The 19,013-nt window shown below is 49.8% G+C and carries 9 protein-coding genes; 4 read left to right on the top strand and 5 right to left on the bottom strand.

From position 1 onward, the window contains the following. Positions 1-646: 646 nt before the first annotated feature. Positions 647-8,326 carry a translocation/assembly module TamB domain-containing protein gene (locus NG795_RS10960; RefSeq protein WP_367288710.1) on the bottom strand — a complete coding sequence of 2,560 codons (7,680 nt, stop codon included), beginning with the start codon at positions 8,324-8,326 and terminating at the stop codon, positions 647-649. Between the two features lie 345 nt (positions 8,327-8,671). Here NG795_RS10960 and NG795_RS10955 point away from each other — a divergent pair, with 345 nt between their 5' ends. The 3 genes from NG795_RS10955 to NG795_RS10945 all read left to right on the top strand — a co-directional run bounded on the left by NG795_RS10955 (position 8,672) and on the right by NG795_RS10945 (position 11,312). Then, positions 8,672-9,040, top strand: a complete 369-nt coding sequence (locus tag NG795_RS10955; protein ID WP_367288709.1) for a DUF3110 domain-containing protein — start codon at positions 8,672-8,674, stop codon at positions 9,038-9,040. Between the two features lie 181 nt (positions 9,041-9,221). Further along, a complete protein-coding gene (gene murQ / locus NG795_RS10950) occupies positions 9,222-10,145 on the top strand; it encodes an N-acetylmuramic acid 6-phosphate etherase (RefSeq protein ID WP_367288708.1) in 924 nt (307 codons plus the stop codon). A 72-nt stretch (positions 10,146-10,217) separates the two neighbouring features. Further along, positions 10,218-11,312, top strand: coding sequence for a RuBisCO accumulation factor 1 (locus tag NG795_RS10945; RefSeq protein ID WP_367288707.1), 1,095 nt, complete (start codon positions 10,218-10,220; stop codon positions 11,310-11,312). 43 nt (positions 11,313-11,355) lie between these two features. Here the strand turns inward: NG795_RS10945 and NG795_RS10940 are convergent, their stop codons facing one another. The 3 genes from NG795_RS10940 to NG795_RS10930 all read right to left on the bottom strand — a co-directional run bounded on the left by NG795_RS10940 (position 11,356) and on the right by NG795_RS10930 (position 15,692). After that, on the bottom strand, positions 11,356-13,182 hold the full coding sequence (locus NG795_RS10940; RefSeq protein ID WP_367288706.1) for a glycosyltransferase family 39 protein: 1,827 nt from the start codon (positions 13,180-13,182) through the stop codon (positions 11,356-11,358). A gap of 48 nt (positions 13,183-13,230) precedes the next feature. After that, a complete protein-coding gene (locus NG795_RS10935) occupies positions 13,231-14,583 on the bottom strand; it encodes a serine/threonine protein kinase (RefSeq protein WP_367288705.1) in 1,353 nt (450 codons plus the stop codon). A gap of 131 nt (positions 14,584-14,714) precedes the next feature. Next, on the bottom strand, positions 14,715-15,692 hold the full coding sequence (locus tag NG795_RS10930; RefSeq protein WP_367288704.1) for a DUF4349 domain-containing protein: 978 nt from the start codon (positions 15,690-15,692) through the stop codon (positions 14,715-14,717). Between the two features lie 189 nt (positions 15,693-15,881). On the opposite strand from NG795_RS10930, the gene NG795_RS10925 reads away from it, so the two are divergent. After that, positions 15,882-18,314, top strand: coding sequence for an ATP-dependent helicase (locus NG795_RS10925; protein WP_367288703.1), 2,433 nt, complete (start codon positions 15,882-15,884; stop codon positions 18,312-18,314). A gap of 132 nt (positions 18,315-18,446) precedes the next feature. Here the strand turns inward: NG795_RS10925 and NG795_RS10920 are convergent, their stop codons facing one another. Beyond that, positions 18,447-18,893 carry a DNA methyltransferase gene (locus NG795_RS10920; RefSeq protein WP_367288702.1) on the bottom strand — a complete coding sequence of 149 codons (447 nt, stop codon included), beginning with the start codon at positions 18,891-18,893 and terminating at the stop codon, positions 18,447-18,449. Positions 18,894-19,013: the final 120 nt, after the last annotated feature.

Here is a 19,013-nt window from a genome sequence, read left to right as displayed (position 1 = left end):
CTGTAAAGGTTTTGTAAAGAAGGATTAACCTTTTTGGGTTTAAAGTGACCTCAGTGTAATCGCGGATAGGGGAATGGGGGAGATTCGGGAAATGGGGTGGAGGGGGGAAATGGAGAGTTGCTACTTAAGGAGCGTTCGGAATCATACTCTATCTCGATTCTGGGGGGTAGCGATCGCCTGGGGATATTGCATTTTGGAAAGGACTGTTCTCGTTTCTACAAACATCCGGATATACTAAGAACCGGAAGAATAACTAAGACCGGGAGGTTGAGTTCGGAAATGACTGCTACCCGATTCGGTTGTCAAAGACCTGTCTTTTTTTCAGACTGGGTGGCGGGTTTTGTTCCTGTAGTCTCACTCTGCTTCTGGTGTAGGCTGTTGGTACATCGCCCCTGGGGCTAAAAATAATTGCCACCCTGGTGATGCTCTCGTTAGGGGTTTGGGGCGAATCAGGATGTGTCTTTTATTTTGTAGGATTGCTTATACGAAATTCGGTTGTGATAGGTCTTTAAAAACGAGTAGGGTGGGCATTGCCCACCTGCACAGAAAGGTGGGCAGTGCCTACTTTTAACTACTTTTACTTAGATCCGGAAACGACAGCAAGTCGTGACGTTGAACATAAGATAAGATAACGACAGCAAGTCGTTTAAAAGCGGCCTTCAAACTCAAATAGGGCGCGGTTGTTGTTGTCAAAATCTGTGGAACCGCGTAATATGATTTGGTCGTTGATGCGATAGCGAATGCTGAATTGGGTGGGACTGTCATCGATTAAGATGCGTTCGATGGAAGCGGATAAGCTGCGGGTGATATCCACTCCAGCTTCTACTTCTAAGGCGAAGCGATCGCCACCGCGTTCATCGACGAGGGCGGGTCCGACGCGGAATTCACTGAGTCCTAATGCGTCGCCGATCGCATCTTGAAAGTCCCCCAAGAGGGTAGTTCCAGCAATATTGGCGAGGGCTAAGGTGGTATTTCCTTGGCCAAAGGTATTGATAAATCCACCGCCGATTAATCCCACAATTTCTTGTTCGGTTCTTGCCGGTTCGCTGGTGAGTTCTAAGTTGTCGTTTAACTGCGAGGCTAACCCATCAACGCGGGCTAAAACTCGCACACTTCTGACTCTACCCACGTTGGTATCGATCGCCTCGTTGACTTCGGAGGATGTGGCGACGCTGACTAAATTTCCCCGGACTTCTGGGACAGTTGCCATTAGTCGAACATCAATATACGGATCTAATGTCCCGTTAAAAATGGCGACATTATTATACCCCCGCATTAACCTAAATTGGGTGGTAAATAAGTTAATTTGTCCCCGTTCTAGGGTAATCCTTCCCCGAGGGCGCAAGTCTTCTAAAAAGCCATTTACCGTTAAATACCCGGCGACAGAAAAGCTCAACAAAGGTGGACTTTCGACTTGCAGATTATTCCCGAGGATAACTTGCAAATTATTAAATTCCACTCCGGCTTCTACCTCGGTTTCCGTTGTAGTTGTCGCTTTTGTGGCGGTTGCATCGGATTCGCTAGGCAGTAGAACTTGTCCATTAGAGAGGACAATTTCGCCGCCAATTTGGGGTTCTAAGGCGGTCCCTGTAATCAGAACTTGACCCTGAACTCCCCCTTCATATAATCCTTTGAAATTGACAGCTAATTCATTCAGAGAAACGGTGAGGGGATTGTTGGCCACTTCGGTATCAATGGCACTCAGAGGAACGGATATAGGCAGGATTCCAGCGGCGATGATGGTGCCGTTGCTGAAGAAGCCTTGAATGCCTTCGACTAGGATGCGATCGGTTTCAAATCGGGCGGTTCCGGTAACATTGGTAATGGGTTCGGGCAAGGCTTCGGAGTTAATAGTGGCATTTTCAAGGATGGCTGCACCCTGGGCAACCAAATCTTCTATTTCACCCGTTTCTACGTTAAGACTTCCGAGGGCTTCAAAGGTGACTCGGCCTATTCCATCTACCCATTCTACCTGTTGTTCGGACAGAATATTCACCAGGGTTAAGCCTTCATTCTGGATATCCACATCGAGACTAATTTCGTTATTTCCTGGCCCAGGGGGGATGGGGACACTGGCGTTGAGTTGGAAGGTTTCCGGGGCGATGCTGCTGAAATTGAGCCGGGAATTACTAAAGCTAAACCCACCCCGGACTGAGGGAATATCTTCCCCATTAATTGTACCATCGATTAAGGAAACTTCTCCGATCGCCTGGGGATTTTCGACCGTTCCGGCTAGGTTTGCCCGGACACTAATTAATCCATCAATATCAAAGTTAGGAGGAAGTTCTACAAAATCCTGGATTAGATAGGCGGGTAACTGTTCAACCCGCAACTGTCCTGACTGGGTTTCTCCTCCGAGAGTACCTGTAAAGGCGATCGTGCTACCTTCGGCTTCGATTCGCAAGGGCAGGAAAGTCACCGCACCTTCGGCAACATTTCCCCGGATTCTGACTCGATTAATATCCAGGGTGCGACCCTCTAAACGCACCACTTCTCCCCCCAGGATTGCCGGATAGGGCGTTTGGGTAAACCAGGTTAAATTTTCTCCTTGTATATCAAAACCGCCCTTTACTCCTGTCTCGACGGAACCGGCAAACGTAATCTCACCCCCGAGAGTGCCTCGGATATCCAACTGTTCCGGGATGCCCGGGGCTTGTTGTGCGCGGGCGTTGAGTTGGACTAACTGACTAATCTCAGAAAACCGCCGCAGTTGGGCAATCAAAGAACTGTCAGGGAGTCCGACATCTACGGGGTTTACGGTTTCAGGAGTGGCATAGTCGGGTGGTTCTAATCCCCGTTGTAAGTCTGCGACGGTAAAGATTTGCAGGGTTTGCAGGATATCCTCGACTTGACCCCGGGCAACTTCGATTCGCCCTTCAAAATTGGGGTCATCATCTAAGACAGCCCTCGCTTGAATTAAATACTCACTTTGTCCAAACCGTAACGCCCCAGCATTTAAGACCCCTACTCCATCGGCAAAGGAAATCTCACCGACGATTTCGTTCAGCTGAATGAGTCCAATGCTGGGTTGGCGGATTTCCACTTGTGCAACCGCTGCCTGGGTGTCTAAATTAAATTGACCCTCGGTGAAGAGTAACCCGCCCACGGGTCCTTGTTCCGGGGGAACAACGGCATTGAGAATAGCCAGGGGAAATTGTGAGATTTCAAAATTGAGGAGATTGCCATTATCAATAGTGCCTTCAGCTACGGCTTCTCCTGCTCTCACTAAAAAGGATTCGGGGAAAAAGTTTTCATCCAGGGCAACAGAAATGGCATCCTGAGTTCCCTCAATCGCGATTTGTACCCCATCAGAATTGACGCGAATCGGTCCGGTTAAGACGGGTTCAAAGTCTAAGGTGGCGATCGCAAATTGGTCTAGTCGCACATCCCCCATAACATTGAGATCAAAGGGCAACGGTTGAGGGGATTGCGGGACCGTCCCGGTAATTTGTCCGGCAAAATTCACAGTTCCGGCAATGAAGGGTGGCAGAGGTTCCCCGGTAGCGGTTTCTGTGGGGAGATTGGCAACGGGTAGGGGTAATCCCGCTAAATTAAAGTCAGTGACATTCAGGTTAAAGTCAAATCCGGTAACTTGGGGCGCTTCGATGCCAGCGACATCCACGAATACGCTTCCCTGGGCGGTTAATCCCGGGGCCGAGAGTTGGGAGACTTCTAAACTTTGTCCCGTCCATTGGAAGGCGCTGGTTAGGGGGGAAATGCTGGCGGCAAAGGGGGATAAGGGTGAGTTCGGGGCCCCGGAGTCTAAGACGAGTTCCGCCTGTCCTGTGGCGCGAATATCGGCCAATTCAAAGGAATCAGCGGTTCCCGAGAGGCTGATATTTCCGGTGGAGAGGGCTAAGGGTTCTTGCAAGTCCGGGGCAAAGGCATTCAGAGGCAGTTCCGATGCCTGTAAGACGGCGTTCCAGGTTCCGCCATCCAATCCGAAGGTACTGGTAACGGTTCCCCCAGCGACCCGTAATCGGGCATCTCCGGCGATGTCCAGATTTTGGGGTTGTAATTGGGCGATATTGCCATCGATGCGGACATCGGCATTGGCGAGTTCGACCCCAACGGGTAAGTCTGGGGCGAGTTGGTTGACTTGTATGCCGGTGGAGTTGACGAATGCGCTCACATTGCCGTTTGTGAGGGTGGCGTCTGCCTGAATTCGACCGTTGGCAAGGGCGAGTTGTGCTTCGGCAGTGGCGTTGATTCCGGCAGGGGTGAAGGAGGTGAGACTTCCCGCTAATCCGACCCGACTATCGGAGATTTGGAGGTTGGGGTTGAGATTGGGGGCGAATTGATTTAATCCGAAGTCATCGGCGAGGAGGGTCGCTTGGAATTGGCCATTTCGCAGGAATCCTTCTCCGGTGACTGCGGCATTGGAGACGAGTAACTGGAATTGGGTGGTGGCGTCTAGGTTGAGGGGGTTGAAGTCGGTGAGGTTGGCGCGGATGGTGGTTTCGGCAGAGGCGATCGCCACGGGAATCTCCAACTCTGGCGCAAACTGATTCCCATCGATGCCGGTGGCATTAATCACTGTTGTGAGTTGACCCTGGCGGACGGTACCCGTTCCCGTGAGATTCCCATTGGCAACGGCGAGTTGTAATTCCGCCTGGGCGTCAATTCCCGGGAGTTCAAAAGCATTAATCTGGCCCGATGCCGCCAATCGACCGTCGCCAATCTGTAAGGTTTGGGGTAAATTTTGGGCCAATTGACTGCCCTGAATGTTGCTTGTGGTCACTAAAGCATCAAACTGTCCATTGCGGACCGTAGCAGTGGCCACGCCTTGGGCATCGGCCACATCCAGATTGGCATTCAGAGTGAGATTTAAGGCCCGGGGGTCTAAGGTGGCAAGATTCCCGGAAACGGCCAAATTGCCTTGATTGACGACAACGGGGACGGGCAACTCGACAAAGGGATTAATGGCAATGCGATCGCCTGTGACATTTCCCTGAAACAGTCCTTGATTTAAACGTCCCTCCCCTTGCAGACTGCCCCCCGGGGTTGCTAATCTCACTTGGGCCGTAGCATTCACGGTTTCGGGGCCAACATTGGCTAAATTTCCTTGTGCCATCACTTGACCTCGCTGGAGTTCTATTCCCTCAAGGTTGGGGTCGAGTTGTGCTAAGGCTAATCCTGCCCCATTCACCATCCCCTCAAATTGGCCGCGAGTCACCGTAGAACGGGCAGTCACTGTCCCCCCCAACAGTTGGACCTCACCTTGCAAGTTGGCATTGATATCTTCTGGGGCAAAACTCCCAAACCGTCCCGTAGCGGTTATTCTTCCGCGTCCCAGCGTAATCGGAACTCCGGCATCCGTCGCCCCCGGACCCTGAACAAAAGATAACGGACTGGTCACCACCGACCCTCGGAAATTGCCGTTTTGCAGTCTAGCATCGGCCACGGCAGTGCCATTAGCTACATTCAATCGGAGTTCTGTGGTGGCGTTGAGGGTAGCGGGAGTGAGGGTTGCTAAATTTCCGGCAATATTAACTCGACCTTGGGCGAGTTGGACCGGAAGCGGTAATACATCGGGGAAGAGGCGATCGAGTTGGAGGTTATCGGCCGTGAGAATGCCTTGGAGATTCCCTCTGCGGACGGTGGCATTGGCATTAATAGGAGCACCGGCAATATTTAGGTTGAATTGACCTGTCCCATTCACGCCGTTGAGTTCCAAAGCATCCAAAGTTCCCGTCACTGTCCCTTGACCATTGGCAACATTGACAGGACCGGGTAAGTTGGGACCGAGGAAGGGTTCTAAGGGAACATTGGAGGCATTAAAGGTGGCATCAAATGCCCCATTCACCAATCGCCCATCCACGGTAACCGGCGCATTTCCAACCCGTAGCTGGATTTGCGTTGTGGCTAAAATATCCTCGGGATTTAAGCTAGGTTCGACTCCTGATAAGTCGGCAGACAGGTTGACCCGTCCCGTTGTGAGAACCACCGGCAGGGTTTCTGGTTGGGGAAGGAAAGGCCCTAAGGGGATTTCCGAGGCATTGAGGGTGGCGATGAGTTGACCATTGCGGAGTTGACTGTTGGCAGTGAGAGGATTTCCCGCAACCGTGAGTTGCACTTGACTGGTGGCAGCGATCGCACTCAATGCCACATTCTCCAAATTCCCGGACAGATTCACCCGTCCTTGGGCGATCGCCACCGGGACCGGCAGAAGTTCCGGGACCAGGGAATCCACCGACAATCCCGCAGTCGTGGCAATCACCTGAAACTCCCCATTATTTAATCCCGCATCCGCATTTAGAGTCCCTCCCGGAGTCTCTAACTCAGCATTGGCGGTTGCCTGGAGATTGTTCGGGTCCAAAGTTCCGGCCAAAGTGCCACCCAGGGTGAGATTAGCCGTAGGTAGGGTTGTCGGAACTGCCAAATTAGGGATAAATGTTCCTAAATTCACCTGGGAAGCGTTGACATTCGCCTGCCATTGGCCGTCATTCACCGTGGCATCCGCCGTGAGAGTTTCCACCCCAGGAGTCTCCACCGAGGACCGGGCGATCACTGCCAATTCATTGGCATCTAGGTCGAGGTTGCCGGACGCTTGAATTCGGGCGGTTAAAATCGCCGGGATTGCTGGGGTGGCAGTCGGTCCCGGTGTCCCGAGTTGAGTGAGATCCAATCCTTGGGCGTTGACAAAAGCGCGCCATCGGTCATCGGTTAAACTACCATTGGCGGTTACAGTGCCTCCGGCAACTTGAAAGCGGGCATTGGGAACGACAACGGTATCGGAGAGGACAATGATTTCCCCTTGACCTGGATATGTCGCTTGAGGGAGTTCCCACTGAATCAACGTGGTGGGACTTTCTGGAGACCCAGTAATTTTAGCCGTGGCATTGGCCGAACCGAGGACAATGGGGAGGGGGGAGTCTAGGTAGGGTTGGGCGATCGCATCGGCGGGGATATTCCGCGCTTCAATTTCCAAAGCGAGGGCCTGCATCGGTTCTAGGGGGACAATACCCTTCCCGGTAATTTGGCCTCCCGCTACAGGTTGGGCCAAAAATTGGTTAACCGTGAGGGTACTTTGTTCTACGGCGATGGTCACATTCGCTTGCAGCAACCCAAATAAAACTTGGTCCACGGCGATCGGTTGAGTATTAGCGATCGCCGCATTCACAATCGGCGCTTCCAACCGTCCCGTGAGTTGGATTTCCCCTGCCAATTCCCCCACAATATCTAGGGGAACATCCAGTTCCAAGGACTTAATAAAATCCTCCGTACTCACGGGCAAAATTTGAACTCCTAAATTGTATTCTCCTTCTCCTGCGGTATCGATGACTCCTTGGGCCGTAGCGGGAATGCTTCCATAAAAAGCACTGGCATTTTCAAAGCCAACCTTTAACTCAGAAAAGCGCAATAAACCCCGCCCTTGAGTAATGTTTTGGGGTAACCCAATTAACTGGGCATTAATATCCCAAAAACTGGCCACCCCTTGCCATCCAAACAGTTCCTCATTACTCAGATGAATCGTCAAATTAGCATTGAGTCTGCCTTGATAGGCAGCCAGGGGTAAATTAGGAATTAACGGAATAACATCTGGGGCATTCAGATTATTTCCCTGAATTCGCAACCGGGTTTCGGTGCTTTCTAGTAAGGTTTCTCCACTCACCACCAAAGTAGGATCAAGACCCCGTTCCCCTTGAATCTCTTCTACCCGAGGATTGGCCCGAACTTGATACGATACCCGAGTTTGGTCATCCAAAAAGGTCGCATCACCCTCGACATTTTCGATCGCCAGGGGACGAGGTGGAGGAACCACTTCCAAATTTTCAATTTCTGCCCGCAGTTGCGGAGAAGGCACCAACACCAGAAATCCCGACTCGAAGCGAATCGCCTGTACCTCAATCTTGATCGGACCTGGTTCCTCATCACTGGGATGAAGGGTGGTTTCTAACCACACACCTTCCCGGGTTTGTTCGAGATAAATATCCGGTGCAACCAGGGTAATATCTAAGGCCAGAGTGCGACTTTGTAAGAACTTCCAGAGATTAAAAGACACTTCCACCCGTTCAATCGTGGCGCGATCGGGATCCGTGGTAGTCGGGGGAACACTGGATTCCCCCAGGGTAATGCTGGAGAGGTTGAACCCATTGACTGGCCCCACCGCAACCGGACGCTTGATTAGCTTCGTGAGTTCTTCACTCACCAAGGGGGAGAGTTCATTCATCAGGAAATACCACCCATAGGCCGCACCTGCGGCCCCCCCAAGGAGGACGAGAGCACCGACAGTTAGGCTGGCCTTTTTGAGCAAAGGCCCCCAGGGACGGGAGTGAGTCTGAGGATCCGGTTTAGGTTGGGGAGAGTTGGGGGAGTGGGTCATCTGGTGATATCAACAGCGGTTAATCTACATACACTGCGAGACTTGATGGTTTCGCCGGAATGAACTGCGTAAAATCCAAATCCCCCAATTTTAACGGAAGACTTTAGTAGAAAATGGTGATTTCTATTCAGAGGAGTCAGACCCAGGAGACTTGAGACTGATGTGATGTAGCTTTAGACTGGGTAAAGACTCAGTTTGATTCAGGCCAAGAGTGGGAGGGTCAGTGTTTTACTTTAATCCAGCGGGTTTCGTCTGGCGTCTACCTAGGGGATAGTCCCTAGGCCGATCGCGGTTGCCCCCTGCTAAAGATAAACTACTTAAAGTTTAGAAATATCGATTGAGCTTATGCGAGTATTCGTGTTACTCTTTAATCCCCGCACGGAGAATGAAGGGATCCACACCCTACGGATTGGCGATCGCAACACGATCCTGATGTTTGAGTCGGAAGATGACGCCACCCGTTATGCCCTGTTATTGGAGGCCCAGGATTTTGCGAGTCCCACTCCTGAAGCCCTGGATTTAGAAGAGATTGAGGAATTTTGCCGGGATGCAGGGTATGACTCCAAACTGATTCATGAAGGAGAGTTAGCCATTCCCCCAGAAACGAATCTGGAAGAACTGGAGTGGCAACCGGAGGCCCCAGAACCGGAGGATGATAATTTGGCCCAATCAGAACTCGATCGCATTCGTCGGCAGTTAGAAGGATTGCTCTAAATCGGTACTTTTCTCATTCAGGTTAAACCTTAAGCCGTTCCCTCCCCAAGTCACAGGGGAGGGGACCGGAGGGGAGGGTTTCGTTGAGGTTCCCTCGACCCACTAACCAGTACCCTGGAACCCCTGAGCAAAGCCAGAATTGCTCATCAAAAATTCATAATTATTCATTCATCCCTCAATCATGACAAACTTGGAGGAACGGGGACATCTACTCACAGAGCAGGTGAACCCCAGTAGCGCAAATCTCGACCGACTCAGTTCCCTGGAATTGGTGGATCTATTCAATCAGGAGGATGCCAAAACCTTAGCGGCGATCGCCAGTGCCCGGACTCCACTCGCCCAAGCGATCGACCTCGCCGCAGACAAACTCCGGCAAGGGGGACGCCTCTTTTATATTGGGGCCGGGACCAGTGGCCGTCTCGGAGTCCTGGATGCTGCCGAATGTCCCCCCACCTTCTGTACTCCCCCGGAAATGGTTCAGGGGATCATTGCCGGGGGTGCCGGGGCTTTAATCCGCAGTTCTGAGGACCTGGAGGACCGCGCCGAAGATGGGGAAGATGCCGTGGTCCGACGTCACCTCACGGACTTAGATGTGCTCGTCGGCATTACCGCAGGCGGGACCACTCCCTTTGTCCAAGGGGCCTTACAAGCGGCCCGTCGTCGGGGGGCGAGCACGGTTTTTATCGCCTGTGTTCCAGCAGAACAGGTGGAAGTGCCGGTGGATATTGATATTCGCCTGCTCGTGGGGCCGGAAATTTTAGCCGGTTCTACCCGGTTAAAAGCGGGAACAGTGACCAAAATGGCCTTAAATATCCTCTCAACCGGAGTGATGGTCAAGCTGGGAAAAGTCTATGGCAACCGGATGGTAGATGTTTCGGTCACCAATAAAAAGCTCCAAGACCGCGCCTTGAGAATTCTGGAAGATTTGACCGGGTTAAGTCGCCAAGAGGCCGGGTTTCTGTTAGAAAAAAGCGGGCGATCAGTCAAACTGGCCTTAATCATGCATTGGACTCATCTCAACAAAGAGGAGGCTCAACAGTTGCTAGAAACTCATAACGGACAACTGCGACTGGCGGTAGAGAGTCTGAACAATTCAGCCCCCTAATCCCCTCCAATCTTTAACCCTCACGCTCCTCAAAACTGCTCACCTTGAATCTGAATTATTAATTGAGAACTCATGACAGATAGCTCGCCTGAAATGTCCAAGCCCAATGCCGAACCGGCTTTATCCCCCCAAGAATCCGAAGATTTAATCCGATTACTGCGTCGCAAAGAAGGAAACTGGGTCGGCTGGGGAACGGCCTGCCAACGCTTGCAAAAAGCGGGTTATAATACTCAGCAAATTTTTGAAGAGACCGGCTTTGAGCAGATTCAACAGAATCAAATTGTGGTCGGTTATCAAGTTTATAATTCCATCATCGCTGTTGGAGTCTCCGAAGATACCCAGGCGCATTTTAACCGCAAAGGGAGTGATATTCTGTATGAACTCCGCATCCTCAGTCAAGAAGAACGGGCTAAAGCGGCTGACTTCATTGTCAGTAAAAACTTGGATGTGGACGAGACTCATGAACTTGTCAAAGCGATGAAAGATTTATCCCGACTCGCCAAAATACCGGAAGCTTTTTCCACCCATCCCGGGGATGCCGTCGCCTATCAATGTTGGAAACTTGCCCGTCAAAAATCCGATTTACAAGAGCGATCGCGCTTAATTGCCCGAGGATTATCCTTCGCCCATACAGTTAGCGCCCGGAAACAAGTTGAACAACTGCTGACAGATTTTACCGTTACCTCGACTCGATCTGCGCCCACCTTATCAGTTTACCGTTTAGAATCCGCTGAAGAACTCCCTAAAATCCTCCCTGTTGTGGGCAGAATGCCCCTCACCGTGGAAGATTTACAAGCAGTTCCCCTAATTGAGCCCGAAGAACCTTTTGGCATCGTCAAATCCTCGGGAAATGCCGCCTGGGTTCCCGTCCCCAGTTGGCAAGTTCTCTTACGCGCTGAAGACCCGGTGACGATTCTCTGGCATAGCGACGATTTACCGATTAGCCTACCCGGAAAAGCGGAAGAAGTCCTCGTCTTAGTCGATCGCGCTGCCCGCCAATGGGACCCGAATGGGTATTTTTTATGGGAAGAAAATGGGAAACTAAAAATGCAGTGGTTTGAACAAGAACCAGAGATTAAAATTCTCGGACAAGTCTTGTTAGTGCTACGTCCTAAGAAATTTTTTGATGAAGATTTCACCAAGGAAATGTGGCAAATGGATGAGTAAAAGCCTGCACTCTAAAGGGTGGGGCTATAGCAACAAAGCCCGCCTACGCGGGCTCATTTTCCGCTCCCGCACACCGATAAAGTTGATAGGGAATTCCTAATCGATAATAGTGATTAGGGTCGAGATTACAGAGGCGATCGCCTAACCCCAATTGAGGCGGATATTCTCGCTGACGCAAACCCGGGGCGACGATCCATAAATTAACAGCAGAAGGCGGTAATCCCGAAACAGAACCGAGATTTTCCCAGACGGACTGATAACTGGGCGATCGGGTCATAAATGCCCAACCCGTCTCGGGTAAATTCCCGGGCCGTATTTTATCCAATTCTAGGGCAAAACTCAAGCCCAAAGCCACCTCTTGCATATTCTCATATCCCACCACCACCACCAACGGGACAGTCGGTTCTAAATTGAGTTGCTGCGCCACCCCTGCCGGATCATAAGACTTTTGAAATACCCAATTTGACACCACAAAAACACTACTGATCAGCCCCACAATTAGAAAACCAGGAATTAAATACGAAGCCGCATCCTTCAGGGTGGGGCTATCCGGACTTAGCCCGCCTGCGCGAGCTAAGATAGGAAATCGACTTTTGGCAAGCGGATTTGAGAGAACCGGCGCAGACGGGTTGGTTTCTTCTCTCCCCACGGGATTCATCATCAAACTCGCGCCTAATAATGCACAAATCCCCGGATAATAGATAAAGTGGTAGCGCACAGCGGACGTAATATCTTTGCCGACCCCATAAACAATTGTCAAATATTCTAATAAAACAAACCCCGTAAAAAATAATAAAGTTAGACCCGATAACCGGGTATTTGGGCTGGTAAAAAGGGCTTTAATTCGAGGAGTGATAGATAATAAAAAATAGCCGGACCATAACAGCATCAAAATCGCCGAAGGAATAACTATCCAAAGGGGTTGATTTTCCACCGGGAATGCCACAACCATCACTAACCAACCGGCTAAGGTTTGAAAAATCGGCGTTATACTATCCACCCATGACGGTTCAAAGGGTTTAAACCAATCGGTTTCGGGACGGCTGAAATGGTTGTGCAGAGTGGGTAACCAAGGGAGATACAATAACAAGGGCAGCAAACTATACCCCCCCAAATTCAGCCAAGTTACCATCTCTTTAGCCGGTGCAGGGGAGCTTTGTTGCTGTAGTCCCAGGCTTACAGGATGCAGGTATTTCCCCAAACTTAACGCCAAAATCGTCAATAATTCGGCGACCCAAGCTAACAGGAAAAAATAGTGGGTATAGAGTCCTAATGTATTAAAAATTACCCAACTGATTCCCACCCAAGGGCGAATTTTTCCCCGATGATGTAAATCTTTTTGAATTTGAATCAATCCCATCAGGGATAAAATAACTAACAGCATCGGCAGGGTATAATGGCGTGCCTCTTGGGAGAGATAAACGGCAAAGGGAGAGACTGCCATTACTGCCGCACCCATGACCCCAGCTTGCCGAGAAAAGGCGATGCGATTTAACCCATACATCGCAGCGATCGCACCCACGCCAAACAGGGCACAGAGCGATCGGGCCTGCCACACCCAGGACCCCTGAACCGTACTCAACCACTCATGGGTTAAGCAAAAAAATAGCGGGGGATGAGTGGATTCTGTTGCCACCATTTCGGCAATTTTCTGACAACTGGCCGTTGAATTTAAGGTAAAAATATCGGCAAATTGTGCTAAGGGAAAAACTGCATCTAAGGGGATATTTTCATAACTATGCCCCAAACTAAATAACCCGGTGAGAATTTCATCTAACCAGACGGGTTTGGCCTCTAATTGGGCAAAGCGCAGGACAGTACCCAGAATCAGGATACCCGCTAAACTTAAATAAGGGCGATACCTGTACATTTGTAAGCCAGTTTTAGATTAATCCAGTTCTGCAACCTATTTTAAGTCTTAGCGGACGATTAATTTAGGTTTTCCGATAAAGTCAGCGATTTCTGTGACGAGCCACTCTTGTTCTATCAAGGTCAGTCCCAATCCAAAATAGTAACTCTTTACCCCCACTTGTAAGGCACAAATTATAGTTTTACTTTCGTTATCACTGGGACGTGAGGGTCTTACTTCTACCCGGCAAATATCATTTATTTCTCCCTCAATTGTTTTTATGATATCCAAAAAGCACCAAGACATTTTAAATTTATGTCGATAAAAAGTTAGGGTGATAGACCCCAACATCCTCCACAGGCTACTGCCTAGTAATAATATACCTGCGCCCCAAAAAGGTACAAGAAAAAAGAGGACAATCCAGACCCCCCCAGCAAGGGCTCCAAGAGTTAGAGGCATTAAAGCACTGATCCAAAGCATTGTAAATATTAAGATAAATATATTACTAATGTTAAATGGGTATGGGGGGACTTTTACCTTGAGTTGCGTGGGAGTTTTTTCCAGAACAATGCGACTGCCTATAGGTTGAAGATTACGGGCCGATCGCGGCACAATTCGTTCTCGTTTGGCCTCCAAAACCCCTAAAGCTTCAGCAGCAGATTTGAATCTATCTTCAATGATAGGTTCTAACATCGTTTCCAACCAATCGGCAAACTCTGGAGTGAGGTTGACATAAGGACGAAAATTGATTTTCATCCGTTTTTCTGGGAAATCTGCCGGGTCTTTATGGGTTAATAAAAACAACAAGGTTGCACCCAATCCATATAAATCCGTCGCCGGTTTAGCTTGGCCGCGAAACTGTTCCGGGGCCATATAGCCATAAGTTCCCACAATGGTACTGCCGCTGGTGATGGTATGACGATAGGTATCTTGAACGGCCCCAAAATCCACTAAAAATACCTTGCCATCGGACTGACGAATAATATTTTGCGGTTTAATATCGCGATGGACAACGGGAGGGGTCAGTTGATGCAAATACACCAGAATATCTAAGAGTTGTTTGGCTATCTCTCTCACCTCCAATTCAGTGGGACGCCATCCGCTTGCTACCCAGTCTTGCAAGGATTGACCCGGGGCAATTTCTTGGACGATGTAAAAGCGGCGATCGGCCTCTTGATCCAATTGAAAATAATCCAAATAGTCAGGAATTGCCGGATGGTTCAGTTGAGCTAAAACCTTGCCTTCCCGTTCAAACAGTTCTAGGGCTTTCCAATCTTTCAACTGCCGCAGGGATAAGACTTTAATCGCGACTTGTTGGGCGAGAGTTAAGTCCTCGGCAGCATAAGTCGTGGCAATTCCTCCTTCTCCTAGAAGGTTAAGAATCCGATAGCGGTCTTTGATGATATCTCCAGGTTGGTGCATGAGTTTTGGCCTATCTTTCTTATCGGCTGTGTTTTAAAGCCATAGCAAATCGGGCTTATGCCTCTCCCCGACTGGGATAGGAAGATAGGCGGTCAGTGCAGCGATCGCACCGACTTTTCGCCTCTCTACCTCTAGCTATTATGATTAATGCTGGACTCGTCTGGTTTAGATGGCTTTATTCTGTTATACCCTAAAAATGCTCCTCCAGCTACTAACAGCATAAATGGACTAAATGCCAGCAAATACAGGGTAATTTTCAGCAGTCCAACGGTGACATCCCCTAGGGCTTCCGTGGCATTCCCCCAGGTTTTTTGGAGTTCTTTCCCCACAGATTTTTGGGGGAGTTCTGCGGCTGAAACTGGGGACTCTAGGTTTAAATAAAGGGTGGAATAGGCGACTTGGGTCCGCAAATTGGCCTGGACTGCATCGATCCGTTCAATTTGTTCACGAATGGTGCCGAGTTCTCGGGCGGCATTGAGAACATCTCCCACGGAACCGGACCGTTCCATGATTTTTAAGACCATTTCTTCTTGTTTGCGGAGATTCTTTAACCGCGCATCGTTATCAATTAGTTGGGCGGAAACATCTTCGGCAGTAATGGAACGATTGATGACGGTGCCGAGTTGGGCGATCGCATTAATGGTATTTTCTAACTGTTGCTGAGGGACGCGCAACTGCATCGAAACCACATGGCGGGTATTTTGCGATCGCGGTTTATTGTCTTCAAACTGTAACAAATCCCCTTGTTTTTGCTTAATAATCTGATTAACCGCTGCAATTTGCTCCTCGATCGCCTCCACTTCCATCGTCATGGAGGCAGTTTTAATCAATTGCGGTGCCGCTTGGGGAATCTCGCCTGACCCTTGTGCAACGTCCGCCACCATCCCCTGAGCACGTCCCATTTCATTGGCAACCGCATCCGATGGCGGCATCGGTGCCGATGCGGGGACCATGCCTTGCTGGGCGACGAGGGACTCGTTCATCATGTCTTTTGAAGTGGGAACGGCACCACAACTGGCGATCGCACCCATCAAAATCAACATCGGCAGCAAAATCGGGGTTTGAGCCAGTTTGCCATGAGTCCGGGACGAGATCAAGTTCAGTTTCATCGGAATGTCTCCTGGGATAGCTAAATTGGGAAATCAAGGTCTGGTACTGGGTTAGTCCTAAACTAACCTTACGGTTCCGCAACTGGAGAATCTGCTACAAAAATTGAAACGGAGGCGATCGCTCCCAGAAAACGATAAACTCAGAAAGACCTCCCCCGTTTCTTGACTTGTCCCCGGTTGAAGCTCACTATGTCGAATGATTCCGATCACAATTTGCCTGTAGCAGTTGCGAAACCTTTAACGCCCTTCGCGCAAAAGCGCCAGGAGGCAGAACAACGCATTCGCAATGGATTACGACCTGGACAGCAGCAGATGGCGGATTGGCGAGGCGGTCCTTTGGCAGTCTCTGCGGTCCCGGGTGCCGGAAAATCTAAGGGAATGGCGGATGCTGCCGCCTTAGCGATCGCTCGTTTTAAACTGCACTATCAGCACAATTTGGTGGTAGTTACGTTTACTCGTTCTGCGGCGGCTAATTTGAAATTAAAAATTCGCGGCGCATTGCGACAACTGGCGATGCCACAAATTGGATTTACGGTCAATACGTTACATGGATTAGCATTGGCGATCGCTTCCCGCCATCCTGAATTATCGGGTTTGGACCTGGAACAGATGACCTTGGTCACCCCAAACCAAAGTAATCGGCTGATCATCCAAAGTGTAGAACGCTGGATTGCAGAAAATCCTAAACGGTATCAAATTTTAATAGAAGGTTCTGAATTTGATGGAGAGGAAACGGAACGCTTGCGCCGTCAATCTGTCTTAAGAACCGATGTGCTGCCGCAACTCGCACAGACTGCCATTCACGAAGCCAAATCTTCTGGATTATTACCCCAAGATTTATGGCAAATCTCGGCGGAATCCGAGGGACAAATTCCCGATGATCCGTATGGGATTTTGGCGATCGCCGCTGGATTATATGAACAGTACGAGACTTTGATGCGATCGCGGCTGTTTATCGATTACGATGACATGATTCTCGCCGCCTTGCGCGTTTTGGAAAATCAAAGTGCCTGTTATCTTTGGCAAAAACAAGTCTTTGCCGTCTTTGAAGACGAGGCCCAAGATTCGTCCCCGTTACAAACCCAATTGTTAGAAATTTTGGCCCGAAAGTGCGATAATCCCGATGCACCGCCTAATTTAATTCGCGTCGGCGACCCCAATCAAGCGATTAATTCTACCTTTACCCCCGCAGACCCGATTTATTTTCGGCGGTTTTGTGAAGCCTGCGATCGCGAGAATCTCCTAGCGACAATGGATCGTGCCGGACGCAGTACCCGAATTATCATCAATGCGGCCAACTTTGTCCTCAGTTGGGTGAATCGTCATTATGCACAGCAGCATCAACTCATCCCGGAGGTAGAATACAGTCGCCCTTCGGCCAAATTACCCTTTCGCCTGCAAAATATTCGCACAGTAGAAAGCGACGACCCCCAACCCGATGCGAACCCACCTCACACCGGGGGAGGGTTGGAGATGTATCAACCTCGGGATATTTATCACACGATTGAACTGATTGCCCGGAGGGCGGTGCAGTTATTTAGTGAGACGACTGAGGAGCGATCGGCAGCGATTTTGGTCCGGGAAAACCGCCAAGGGCGATTTATCCAAGAGGTGATGAGTAATCCCAAACTGTATGGGATTGAATGTGAGTTAGGCAAACATGGGATAGAAGTATTTGATGTATCGGCCAGCGATCGCCGGTCTCAAGTGCCCGCAGAAATGCTGGCATTGCTGCAATTCCTTGATCGCCCCCATTCTCCCGACTATTTAAAAACCGTTTTGCGCGTCTTAGTCGATCGTAACTTAATCCCCTCCCAAGACTTAAACGCCCTCACCAGCTTACCAGAACAATTTCTCTACCCCGGTCCATTAGAACCGCCTCAACCCCCGGCAGTATTGCAAGCCAGACGCTTCTGTGCCAGCTTGCTCACCGCCCGCATAGAACTCCCCTTGTATCAACTGATTTCCTTCCTCGCCTTAGCCTTACATTACGACGCCTCCGAACTCGCCACCGCCGATAAATTAGGCGATCGCTTGGCCCAACAAACCGCCGGAAATCCCTCCATGAGCGGCATTCTCACCGTCCTCAACGAAATCGTCACCTCAGAACGCTTTGAACCCGTCGATACAGAAGATAACGCCGAGAAACTATATACTCGCCCGCGACAACTCACCATTGTCACCATGCACAAAGCCAAAGGACTCGATTGGGATTATGTCTTCATCCCCTTCCTCCATGAAAACATGATTCCAGGCAGTTTCTGGGTTCCCCCACCCGCCCAATTCCTCGGAGAATACACCCTAGCCGAAGTCGCCCGCGCCCAAATTCGCGCCCATCTCCACCACCAAAGCGCACCCAATCAATGGGACAGCGAACCCTTCCAGTTCCCCTCCATCGCCGATTCCTGGAAACAAGCCGAAGACCTAAAAATCGCCGAAGAGTACCGCTTACTCTATGTTGCCATGACTCGCGCTAAACGATTGTTATGGATTTCTTCAGCCAAACAAGCCCCCTTTACCTGGAGTAAACCCGCCAATTTACAAAACATCCCACCCTGTCCCGTCTTGCCTGCTTTAATGGAAGCTTACCCCGATGAAGTCGTGGAGTTATCTGATATATAGTGCGTCTTGCAGCAGCCATTGTCGGTTTTGCTGATCTGTGTTTACGGGGGTTTAATCGTAACAAGACAAAGGTTCAAATCAGCAAAACCCTGCTTTCCTAAAGCTAAAATCTAGCTTTGAATGGATTCAGTCTTAAACCAACTCAGGAAATAAAGCCGAACTCCGAATATCATATTCCTGTTCTAGTCTATTTTTTGCCAGTTCATAATAATCGGAATTAATTTCAGCACTGTAACAGCGACGCCCTTTCCGCATCGCAGCAACGGCTGCTGAACATAAGCCACCAAACGGCTCCCAGACTACATCATTAGAATCACTAGAAGCTAAGATAATTCTCTCAATTAAACGCAGTGGCTTTTGATTAGCATGAATGCACCTAGCTTGTTTATTTTTGAGCCGTTCTGCCCCGCGAACTGCGGGTTCTGACCAAACATTGGTCACCCCATGACTATGATTCCACTTGGCCCGCATTCGTGACCATTGGGCGGCGGTAACCGGCGACTTTCCATCGATTGAAAAATAGGGCCAGTTTGTCGGTTTACCATACTGATTGGCATAAGTTACCAGACAAGCCATCATTTCTGGAGGCGGGAAATACCATAGCCGATCTTGAGTAAAATATCTGGTTGACTGACAAAAGTTAAGAATGAGGGCTGAAAGCTTTACATTCAGGGATTTTTAGCCTGGGGCTTGAAAAGA

The organism is Laspinema palackyanum D2c (assembly GCF_025370875.1).
Lineage (GTDB): Bacteria > Cyanobacteriota > Cyanobacteriia > Cyanobacteriales > Laspinemataceae > Laspinema > Laspinema palackyanum.
The sequence above is the reverse complement of the archived record's forward strand: the minus strand, read 5'-3'. Positions and strand labels throughout refer to the sequence as shown.

Excerpts from the sequence above, each read along its gene's own strand:
- NG795_RS10960 (WP_367288710.1), bottom strand. The coding sequence starts at position 8,326 with ATGACCCACTCCCCCAACTCTCCCCAACCTAAACCGGATCCTCAGACT.
- NG795_RS10930 (WP_367288704.1), bottom strand. The coding sequence starts at position 15,692 with ATGAAACTGAACTTGATCTCGTCCCGGACTCATGGCAAACTGGCTCAA.
- murQ (WP_367288708.1), top strand. The coding sequence starts at position 9,222 with ATGACAAACTTGGAGGAACGGGGACATCTACTCACAGAGCAGGTGAAC.
- NG795_RS10925 (WP_367288703.1), top strand. The coding sequence starts at position 15,882 with ATGTCGAATGATTCCGATCACAATTTGCCTGTAGCAGTTGCGAAACCT.
- NG795_RS10935 (WP_367288705.1), bottom strand. The coding sequence starts at position 14,583 with ATGCACCAACCTGGAGATATCATCAAAGACCGCTATCGGATTCTTAAC.
- NG795_RS10940 (WP_367288706.1), bottom strand. The coding sequence starts at position 13,182 with ATGTACAGGTATCGCCCTTATTTAAGTTTAGCGGGTATCCTGATTCTG.
- NG795_RS10920 (WP_367288702.1), bottom strand. The coding sequence starts at position 18,893 with ATGATGGCTTGTCTGGTAACTTATGCCAATCAGTATGGTAAACCGACA.
- NG795_RS10945 (WP_367288707.1), top strand. The coding sequence starts at position 10,218 with ATGACAGATAGCTCGCCTGAAATGTCCAAGCCCAATGCCGAACCGGCT.
- NG795_RS10955 (WP_367288709.1), top strand. The coding sequence starts at position 8,672 with ATGCGAGTATTCGTGTTACTCTTTAATCCCCGCACGGAGAATGAAGGG.